This is a genomic window from Streptomyces sp. NPDC111802 (genome assembly GCF_055634335.1).
Window position 1 is genome coordinate 1 of the sequence record NZ_JBVKCZ010000115.1, and the last position, 7904, is coordinate 7904.

Genomic DNA, 7904 nt, shown 5'->3' on the forward strand with positions numbered 1-7904 from the left:
ACATTCGAGATGATTAAGACGTGTAACATTGCCGAATCAAGTGCACATGTATACACAAAAGGGATATTTTAAATGTAGACAAAACGCCCTCTGAGTCCTGCCCAAGCTTTACCTGTCCGTTTACTTTAGCTATTAGGGGAATGCCGGATCTTCACAATCGGGCAAGGTTGCCCGATGTGCCCGATAGTGCCGTGGCTCGGCCCCTGTACAGCGGCTGCGCGCGGTAGTCCGGTGTGAGAGCAGGCCATGTACGCGCAACAGTGGATGCCGTTTCGGCGATGCCCAGCGAAGCCTGGGCCCGGATCACGGGAGGTCTTGGATCATGTCTGACGGTAACGAGGCACAAGCGCAGTTTGTCCGCCGTGAGGACGTTCGGTACAGGGCGGCACGGCACGAGATGTGCTGGAACAGTCGCGTGCCGGAACGTTTCCCCGACGCTATTGCCCGTGTGGCGAGTGTCGACGAGGTGCGGGGCACGGTTCGCTTCGCGCGCGAGCATGGCCTGCGGGTGTCGCCACGAGGCAGCGGGCACAGCTGGGTCTCTTCGGCGTTGCGTGAGGAAGGGCTCTTGCTCGATCTGTCGCAGCTGACCGGGATCACGATTGATCCGCAGGCCATGTGCGCGACGGTGGAGCCCGGTGTGACCGGGGACCAGCTGGCGACCGCTTTGGCCGCGTGCGGTCTTGCCTTCCCGGTCGGGCATTGCCCCGGTATTGGGCTGAGCGGCTATCTCCTGGGCGGTGGTATCCCGTGGAACGCGCCGGCCTGGGGCCCCGCCTGTAAGAGTGTGCGGGCGGTCGACGTGGTGTTGGCGAGTGGGGAATTGGTGAGGGCTGATGCGGATCAGCATGCTGATCTACTATGGGCGGCTCGCGGGGGCGGGGCGGGTTTTCCCGGCGTGATCACGCGTTACGAGTTGCAGCTTTATCCGCTGCCCCGAGCCATGCGGTTCAGCCAGTGGTTGTACCCGATGGACATGCTGGGTGAGGTGGTGCGGTGGGCTGGTGCGGCTGCCGAGGAAGTCGCACCTCAGGGTCAGATCCTGTCGTATTTGCGGGTGGCACCATCATCGATGGTCGACGTTCACGGCGGCGAGTACATGATTCTGGTGCAAGGCGTCGCGTATGTGGACACCGAGACTGAGGCCCGCGAGCTTCTCTCGGTCTTCGACCGGGCGCCGGTAAGCCATCGGGGCAGGGAGGTGGCCCGGTGCCAGCCCACGACGTTTGCGAAGCTGCAGGCCGATCTTGGTGAGCTGTATCCCGAGCCGCGCCGCTATGCCGTCGACCACATGTGGCTCGGTGACAGCAACCTGGAAGAACTGCTGGTTCTGGCGGCCAAGCACCTGCGCACTGTGCCGAGTGAGGACTCCAATCTGCTGTTCCTGCTGCTGCCGGCCGGGGGAGATCCCTTGCCGGACATGGCGTTCTCGAAGACCGACCGGATCTTCTTCTCGCCGTACGCCATTTGGGAGGACGCCCGTCACGATGCAGTGAATCTGCGCTGGGTGGACGACGTCGTGAAAGATTTCGAGCCGTTCGCGACGGGCTATTACGTTAATGAAACGGACCTGTTCCGTGGTGCACATCGCGCATCAGGAGCGTTCGCCGAAAGTAATTGGGAAAAGCTTCGTGAAGTGGCAACACAGTATGATCCGGATGGCGTTTTCGCTTCCTTTCCGCAGTTTTCCTGACCGAGGGGCCAAGTAGTGCATCGACTGGCAGGATCGGAATTCATCGGAACCTTGTCGCACCGGAGGTCGCTGTGACAGTCTACGATATACTTGGCGTCGGCTTCGGGCCAGCCAATATAGCCCTTGCTATCGCTGGAGAAGAAGAACACAGGGTTCCGGTGATGACGATGCGCTTCCTGGAAGCGCAAAGGGATCCCGTCTGGCAGGGCGGGATGCTTCTCGACGGTTCGAACATTCAGAATCATCCATGCCGTGATCTGGTGAGTCTGCGTAATCCTCGCAGCCGCTACACCTTCATCAACTATCTGTTCGAGGAGGGGCGCCTACTAGCTCACCTCAACCTTCCTGACGAATTCCCGCTCCGCAAGGAATATGCACAATACATTGCGTGGGCGGTTAAGAATCTGAGGCACATGGTGGATTTCGGCGTCCGTGTGCGGACTATTCGGCTCGCAGTGCATCGGAAGCTTCCCGTGTACGAAGTCCGCACCACAGGCGACGGGTGCTATCTGGCCCGATCGCTGGTCATTGGGCCAGGGAGAACGCCCTATGTTCCACCGCCTTTCGACTCGGTGACACATCCCCGGATCGCCCACCTCATGGACTACCTCCCCCGGGTGCGGGCGCTGGAGCTTGAGGGAGAGGTGAACAGTGTAGCGGTTATCGGCGGAAGTCAGAGCGCTGTTGAACTGGTCCTCGATCTGGCCAAGCGATTTCCACAGGCTCGCATCACCAACTATGTGCGTTCTTTCGGCTTGCGTCTTAAGGATACGAGCCCGTTCAGCGAGGAGGGTTTTTTCCCTGATTTCACCGCCTACTATTACCGGTCGAGCCGTGAGAGCAAGCACCATTTGGACCGTTATTTGAGGCCCACGAACTACTCATCGGTTGATGATGACGTACTCCATGAGTTGTACCGGGTGATATATGAGCAGCGGCTGGATGGTGATCAGCGGGTCTTCGTGCAGAGCAATCGGCAGGTGAACGCCGTCAGTGTCAATGGGGACAGGGTGGAGCTCTCTGTCGATGAAGTGCACACCGGTGCCTGGGAGCATGACACCGCTGATCTCGTGGTTCTGGCAACGGGGTTTCGGGACCTCGGGCCTGAGCCCCATCAAGAAGCGTACCCCCCTCTGCTGGCCGACGTCATCGGAAATTTTAAGTTCGATGACGAGGGTTATCTGACGGTCGGCGAAGACTATCGCTTGGTGCCCCGGCGTGAGGGCATTCCGCCGCTCTTTCTCAACGGTCTGTGTGAATCAACGCATGGCATAGGTGACTCGGGTTCGTTCAGTTTACTGTCGCTGCGTGCGGCAGTCATACACGACGCGCTGCGTTCCTGCCTGCCCCCGAGAAACCATCACCCTGGCCCGCGAGGCGCCGACGGTACAGGAATGCCGACGCCCGGTCTGGCGGTGCGTGATGACATCTAGCACTCCGCGCGTCCGTACTCCGGTTCCAGGCCCGCTGAGTCAACGGCTTCTGTCTCGTCAGGAGAGGTACGAATCCAATGCCCGCACCTATCCACGGCACCTTCCCATTGCCGTACGGCGCGGTTACGGAAGCTGCATCGAGGACGTAGACGGCAACGTTTTTCTCGACTTTCTTGCTGGTGCCGGCGTCCTTTCACTCGGGCACAGCCACCCCGAGGTAGCCGATGCAGTCCGGTCACAATTAGACGAATATGTGCACGGGCTGGACTTTCCGACACCGGTCAAAGACTCGTTCACCCAGGAACTGCTGAGCATGCTGCCTGGCCCGTGGCAGGACACCATGAAGGTGCACTTCTGCGGTCCGACCGGGGCCAATGCGGTGGAAGCCGCGATCAAGCTGTGCAAAACCGCAACAGGAAGAGGCGGCATCGCTGCCTTCCAGGGCGGATTCCACGGCAGCACCGCCGCAGCAATGGCCGTGACGGGCGATGTCAAAGCAAAAAGGCCCGTGGCTGATGGTCTGCCGGGCGTGCACTTCTTTCCATACTCCTACTGCCACCGGTGCCCTCTCGGCCTGGTCCCTGACAGCTGCACCACGAACTGCCTCACCTATCTGGAACGTACGCTGAACAGCGCCCAGGGCGGGATACCCAAACCCGCCGCCGTCATCCTGGAACTGGTCCAGGGCGAGGGCGGGGTCATCCCGGCAACGCCGGAATTCGTCCAGCGGCTGAGGCGAGTGACCCTCGACCTCGACATCCCTTTGATCGTGGACGAGGTGCAGACGGGCTGCGGCCGCACCGGGACCTGGTTCGCGTGCGAGCGCTACGGCATTGAGCCCGACGTGATCGTCGCATCCAAGGCGCTCAGCGGTATAGGCCTCCCGGTGGCGCTGATCCTCTACAGCCGTGCACTGGACACCTGGGCCCCCGGCGCACACATCGGCACCTTCCGTGGCAATCAACTCGCCTTCGCCGCCGGCACGAAAGCCCTTGAGATCATCAAGCGGGATAATGTGCTGGCCAACGTCTGCGCACGCGAGAGGCAACTGCGCGAAGGGCTGGAGAAACTGCGCAGGCATCCGTGGGTGGCCGATGTGCGTGGCATGGGACTGATGTGGGGCGTTGAACTAGCCGATCCCACCACCAGTGCACCGGCATCGGAACTGGCCAGGGCTATCCAGCATGCCGCCCTGTGCGCGGGGTTGATCGTCGAGACCGGCGGGCCGGATGACTGCGTCATCCGGCTGCTTCCGCCACTGACCGTGACAGCGAAGGAAGTCGACCAGGCGCTCTCGATCCTGGCTCAGGCCGTCACCTCCGGTCACCACACGGAGCCGGGCCATGCCTGAGATGATGACCGCTCTCGCCGCCCTCGGCGCCGGCCGCGTCGGCTTCATCCAGAAGCCAGTCCCGAGGCCGGGCCCGCGGGATGTGGTGGTGCGCACCACGACTTCGTCGGTGTGCACCTCCGACGTACGCCATGTCCGCGGGGGGATGACACTGCCTCCTGGGCGGATTTTGGGCCATGAAAGTGTGGGGATCCTGGAACGCGTGGGCGCGGACGTCACGCTGTTTGCCGTGGGCGATCGGGTGACGGTGAGCGCCATCACCCCCGACGGCCGCTGTAATGACTGTCAGCGAGGCATGTCCGGCCAGTGCGGCGGCACCCTGATGGGCGGATATCAGTTCACTTCGAAGAAGGACGGCTGCCTGGCCGACTACTTCCTCGTCAGTGATGCCGATTTCAATCTGGTCGCCGTGCCCGGGGCACTCTCCGACGAACAGGCCCTCTACACCACCGACATGTTCAGCACCGGCCTTGCTGCAGCGCAGGATGCAGCCGTTCCCCCGGGGGGCACCGTTGCCGTCTTCGGACTGGGGCCGGTAGGTCTGTGTGCCGCCACCGCGTGCCGGCTCCTCGGCGCCGGACTGGTCATCGCCGTCGAGCCTAGACCTGACCGTGCCGCCTATGCCACCAGCTTCGGCGCCGACCTCGTCATCGACCCGGCCCAGCAGGACCCAGCGGCCGTCATGCCCCTGCCCGATCATGGAGTTGACGCCGCGATCGAGGCCTCCGGCGCCCCTGATGCATTCGCCGACTGTATCCGCTTCACACGGCCGGGCGGTGTCATCGTCAACGTCGGCTATCAGACGGGAGATCTGACCATCCCGCAGGACGGATTCGGTCGGGGAATGGGCGACAAGACCATCCGTACCCGGCTCTGTCCCGGCGGCCGCGAGTGGATGACCCGCCTGCTGCGACTGGTCGAGAACAAACGCGTCGACCTCACCCAACTCACCACCCACCGATTCTCTTTCACACACGCCGAGGAAGCCTTCGCCCTCATGGCCACCAAAGCAGACGGCATCCTCAAACCGCTCATCACCCACGAAGACACAGGAGGTGAATGATGCCCTCAGACAATGAATACCCGGCAACCGGCCGCACCACCCCGCGCCGCCACCGAAACCGGATGATCCGCAGCCAACGCACTATCCACGCCATCCTAGATGCCACGTTCGTCTGCAACTTGGGCTTCATCGCCGACGGCCACCCCACGGTCCTCCCCTTGATGCACATACGCCTCGGCAACACGGTGTACGTCCACGGCTCACCCGGCGGAAACCCCCTCCTGGCAGCACAACGCGACGGACTGGACGTGTGCCTGACGACAACGGTGATCGACGGCCTGGTACTGGCACGCGCGGCCTTCAACCACTCCCTGAACTACCGGTCGGTGATCGCACACGGTCTGGCCCGCACAGTGGAAGACCTGGCTCTCAAAGGCCAGGTCTTCAATGCCCTCATCGAAAAAGTGGTCCCAGGCCGGCTCGCCGATACCCGGCCACTGACCGACCAAGAGCTTGCCGGGACCACAATGCTCGGGCTCGAACTGATCGAAGCGACTGCCAAAATCCGCTCTGGCGGCCCCAAGGACACACCCCACGATCTCACACTGCGGCACTGGGCCGGAGTCATCCCGATCTCGCAGACCACCTTGCACCCCATCCCCGCCGAAGGACTACAGGACAGCATCCAGCTGCCGCCCTACCTACTGCCCCAGACGTAAGCCATCCGGATACACAACAGGCGCTTCTCCCCAGGCCCAGCGACGCCAGCGGAAAAAGACTCATCCCATCTGACTCGCACGACCGCGAGCCGCCTCAGCCCGGCTATTTGAGGACCACATGGAGGTCCAGCATGCCTCTTATTGTCCAGAAGTACGGCGGCTCCTCAGTACACGACACCAACCTGATCACCCGTGTCGCCGAGCGCATCGCCACCACCCGCAAGAGTGGCCACGACGTCGTCGCCGTCGTATCTGCCATGGGCAACACCACCGACCATCTCCTCAACCTCGCCCATCGAGTCAATCCGCTGCCACCGCCCCGCGAAGTGGACATGCTGCTCACCGCTGGCGAGCGCATCTCCAACGCCCTGGTCGCCATAGCCATCCAAACCTTTGGCCCAGCAGCCCGCTCCCTGTCGGGCGCACAGGCCGGAGTGATCACAACATCGGCACACGGCCAGGCGCAGATCATCAGCGTCGATCCACACCGAGTACACACAGCACTCAGGCAAGGCGCTGTCGCCGTGGTAGCCGGCTTCCAAGGAATCAGCCAGAACACCGGGGAAACCACCACCCTGGGCCGCGGAGGCTCGGACACCACCGCAGTCGCCCTGGCCGCCGCACTCAAAGCCAAACAATGCGAGATTTACACGGATGTCGACGGCGTCTACACAGCAGACCCCAAACTCGTACCCACCGCACGCCGACTGGACCACATCAGCTACGAAGCCATGGAAATGATGGCCGCATCCGGTGCACAGGTACTCGCCCTACCCGCCGTGCAATACGCGCGCCGCCACAATGTGCCCCTGCACGTCCGCTCCTCCTACACCGACACACCAGGCACCCATGTCACCCGCACCGGTGGCCACAAGCCGACGCTCATCGCCATCGCCCACGACCGCTCCGTCGCCACACTCACCGTGACGGAAATCCCAAGCCACGGCGAGCCCGAAGTACGCCTCCGTCGTGCCATCACCGACGCGACCGGCGACACCGGAATGATCATCCAGGCTGAACCGTCGGCAGCTCGTGGACGAATCGACGTCACCATCGTGCTGTCCAAGGACAACGGGCCCGCCGCCGTAGCAGCGGTAAGAAAGCAGCACACCACCATTGCCTTCGGGCAGCTGAACCACGACGAATCCCTCAGCAAGATCTCCATCGTCGGCACCGACATGCCTCACCCCGAAGTGACAGCAACGTGCCGCAAGACGCTGACAAGAGAAGGGATCACCATCAACACCATCACGTCATCCCCGACCCACATCGCGGCACTATGCCCCGCCGACCACCTCGACGACGCTGTACGCACATTGCACGAAACCCTCGCACTGACCAGAATCACAGACACGAAAACGGTACCCATGGTCACCGTCGAGCGTCCGGACGACGGCTTCCTCGACTCGATCCGGAGCTGAAGAGACTCCGCAACTACACCACAGCGACCAAGAGCACGGAGAAGGTCGGCACCGTGCGGCCCCTTACCCCCGTCGCCGACGATGAGGTCGGCGAACCCCCAAACTACTCTTGAAGGCCATTGAACCGCTCCGGGTTCGGTAGGGACAGTCGGGTAGCCCGAGGGGATCGCACCCAATGCCAGCAACTTTACCTGCGTTCCACAGTTGAGCGGGGTTCTTGGGGGTGCGGTGAGGTATCGATGCAGGTCAGGCGGGTGTGCCTAGCGCGAAAGGCCGAAAACGCC

The 7904-nt window shown here is 62.5% G+C and carries 6 protein-coding genes; all 6 read left to right on the forward strand.

What is annotated here, in order from left to right; genetic code table 11:
* The first annotated feature begins 322 nt into the window (after positions 1-322).
* Positions 323-1693 carry an FAD-binding oxidoreductase gene (locus tag ACZ7NC_RS43685; protein ID WP_471497603.1) on the forward strand — a complete coding sequence of 457 codons (1371 nt, stop codon included), beginning with the start codon at positions 323-325 and terminating at the stop codon, positions 1691-1693.
* A 71-nt stretch (positions 1694-1764) separates the two neighbouring features.
* Complete coding sequence (locus ACZ7NC_RS43690) at positions 1765-3126, forward strand: SidA/IucD/PvdA family monooxygenase (protein WP_471497605.1); 1362 nt, start codon at positions 1765-1767, stop codon at positions 3124-3126.
* A complete protein-coding gene (locus ACZ7NC_RS43695; protein ID WP_471497607.1) occupies positions 3116-4477 on the forward strand; it encodes an aspartate aminotransferase family protein in 1362 nt (453 codons plus the stop codon). Before ACZ7NC_RS43690 ends, ACZ7NC_RS43695 begins: the two co-directional genes overlap by 11 nt.
* Positions 4470-5540 carry a zinc-binding dehydrogenase gene (locus ACZ7NC_RS43700; RefSeq protein WP_471497608.1) on the forward strand — a complete coding sequence of 357 codons (1071 nt, stop codon included), beginning with the start codon at positions 4470-4472 and terminating at the stop codon, positions 5538-5540. Before ACZ7NC_RS43695 ends, ACZ7NC_RS43700 begins: the two co-directional genes overlap by 8 nt.
* Positions 5540-6199, forward strand: coding sequence for a pyridoxamine 5'-phosphate oxidase family protein (locus ACZ7NC_RS43705; RefSeq protein ID WP_471497610.1), 660 nt, complete (start codon positions 5540-5542; stop codon positions 6197-6199). Before ACZ7NC_RS43700 ends, ACZ7NC_RS43705 begins: the two co-directional genes overlap by 1 nt.
* 131 nt (positions 6200-6330) lie before the next feature.
* Positions 6331-7620, forward strand: a complete 1290-nt coding sequence (locus ACZ7NC_RS43710) for an aspartate kinase (protein ID WP_471497615.1) — start codon at positions 6331-6333, stop codon at positions 7618-7620.
* Positions 7621-7904: the final 284 nt, after the last annotated feature.